Origin of the sequence: Gorillibacterium massiliense (assembly GCF_000455485.1) — a bacterium.
Taxonomy (GTDB): domain Bacteria; phylum Bacillota; class Bacilli; order Paenibacillales; family NBRC-103111; genus Gorillibacterium; species Gorillibacterium massiliense.
In genome coordinates this window covers 1-2,379 of record NZ_CBQR020000121.1, presented here as the reverse complement: position 1 = coordinate 2,379, position 2,379 = coordinate 1, and the positions used below count along the sequence as shown (strand labels likewise).

Here is a 2,379-nt window from a genome sequence, read left to right as displayed (position 1 = left end):
AGATTTTAATCTACGCAGTCACGCAGCTTCTTCCTATATTCGGCGGTCAACTAAAATACGAGGATAACCCCCTCCACCCGAACATTGCTCGCCCCAATGTTGGTAACTCGGAGTCGGAAAGTTCCTGAAGGAAGAACAAAAGGCAGGACGACGGTGCGGGTCCCTGTTACGGTAACACTGTTGGTCACCGGTACGCCGGTCACAGCATTAATAAATTGAAATCGGACGATAGGCGTGGCGGTGCCGGTTGCGCGGCGTTGGGATACGATGACTTCTCCTCTGTTTACGAGTCGGATGACCCGGAAAGACCGGGTAACCACCGATGTCCCTGGGAAAATGCTGACGAACAGAAACGTGATAAGTTGACGAATAATGGATGTGCTCCGCTTGAGTGCCATTATAAGGGAACCTTTCATAGTTTCACCCCCATCCGTCCATAGGTATAGGAATGCGGCAACTTAAAAATGTTGCTGAATCCCGTGCAGAATAGGATATGTGAAACCTTCCATTTGGTTTTAGATTTATATAAAAGATAGTTGTTTGATCATGACCAATTTTACTCGTGGACCTTTCCCTTCTTCCTTCTTCTCCCAACCCCAGGCATATCGATAAATATATATCGATATGCTTTTTTTATATCTGCCGCACTTCGCAGGACTTTGTTATTATTTTCACAAGCAAACAAGAAAGCTTGACGGACAAGGCTTCGTTCAACAGATGGGGAATATTCGTTCCCCTAACCAGCTAGTCCGATTAAGTAAATGGAGGAGAGAGACCATGAAAGCTGCAACTACGAAAAGAGAAGTGATCGATGGAGTCGAAAAGCTGGAAGCCGCACTTGTCAGGCTCCGGGCAGCGCAAGCGAAATTCGCGACTTACACACAGGAACAGGTGGATGCGATATTCCTGGCAGCCGCCACAGCCGCAGGTAAAGAGCGTATCCCGTTGGCCAAGCTGGCTGTTTCCGAAACGGGCATGGGCATCGTGGAGGACAAGGTCATCAAGAACCACTACGCTTCCGAATACATCTACAATACTTATCGCGATACGAAGACATGTGGCGTTCTAGAAGAGGACAAAGCTTACGGCATCAAAAAGATCGCTGAACCTATCGGCATTATCGCGGCGGTCATTCCCACAACGAATCCGACGTCGACGGCGATTTTTAAAACGTTAATTTCCCTCAAGACAAGAAACGGGATCATCATCAGCCCACACCCAAGAGCGAAGAATGCTACCATTGCCGCCGCCCGCGTCGTGCTGGAAGCCGCTGTTGCCGCAGGCGCGCCTGAGGGGATCATCGATTGGATCGATGTGCCGAGCTTGGAGATGACCAACCTGGTCATGAAGGAAGCCGATATCATCTTGGCTACAGGCGGTCCTGGCATGGTGAAGGCTGCATATTCCAGCGGCAAGCCCGCACTCGGCGTAGGCGCAGGGAATACACCGGCCATTATCGACGATAGTGCCGATACCGTCCTTGCCGTCAACTCGATCATTCATTCCAAAACCTTCGACAACGGAATGATCTGCGCATCTGAGCAATCTGTTGTCGTTCTCGATACGGTTTACGATCAAGTGAAAAAAGAATTCGCCGACCGCGGTTGCTATTTCCTTAACAAAGCGGAAACGGAAAAAGTGCGCAAGACCATTATCATCAACGGCGCCTTGAACGCCAATATCGTCGGCCAACCGGCCTATAAAATCGCCGCGCTTGCAGGCGTTACAGTTCCGGAAAAGGCGAAGATTCTTATCGGAGAAGTGACCAGCGTCGAGCAGACGGAGGAATTCGCCCATGAGAAGCTGTCTCCCGTATTGGCCATGTACAAAGCGAAGACTTTTGACGAAGCGCTGGATAAAGCGGAGAAGCTCGTCATCGGCGGTGGATACGGCCATACCGCGGCTATCTATCTGAACCCGATTACGGCGCAGGCCAAGCTGGATGCCTTTGCCGCCCGGATGAAGACTTGCCGCATTCTGGTGAACACGCCCTCATCCCACGGCGGGATTGGCGACCTGTACAACTTCAAGCTGGCTCCGTCCCTTACTCTCGGCTGCGGCACTTGGGGCGGCAACTCGGTGAGCGAGAACGTCGGCGTCAAACATCTGATCAACGTTAAAACCGTCGCCGAGAGGAGAGAAAACATGCTTTGGTTCCGCGCCCCCCAAAAGGTTTACATCAAGAAGGGCTGTCTGCCTGTGGCTTTGGATGAACTGAAAAGCGTTTTGGGCAAGAAAAAGGTATTCATCGTCACCGACAGCTTCCTCTACCAGAACGGGTATACCAAGTCGATTACGGACAAGCTCGATGAGATGGGCATTAAACATACGACCTTTTACGATGTGGCTCCCGATCCTTCCCTCGCATGTGCGAAAGAG

Annotated in this window: 2 protein-coding genes; one reads left to right on the top strand and one right to left on the bottom strand. The window is 51.0% G+C overall.

Annotation, left to right across the window (positions count from 1 at the left end; genetic code table 11):
* Window positions 1–50: 50 nt before the first annotated feature.
* Window positions 51–416: a hypothetical protein gene (locus TJ79_RS16675; protein ID WP_040951482.1), complete on the bottom strand. Its 366-nt coding sequence runs from the start codon at window positions 414–416 to the stop codon at window positions 51–53.
* A 361-nt stretch (window positions 417–777) separates the two neighbouring features.
* Here TJ79_RS16675 and TJ79_RS16670 point away from each other — a divergent pair.
* On the top strand, window positions 778–2,379 hold a 1,602-nt coding region (locus tag TJ79_RS16670), incomplete at its 3' end, for an aldehyde dehydrogenase family protein (protein ID WP_040951481.1).

Coding starts and splice junctions, on each gene's coding strand:
- TJ79_RS16675 (WP_040951482.1), bottom strand. CDS start 416: ATGAAAGGTTCCCTTATAATGGCACTCAAGCGGAGCACATCCATTATT.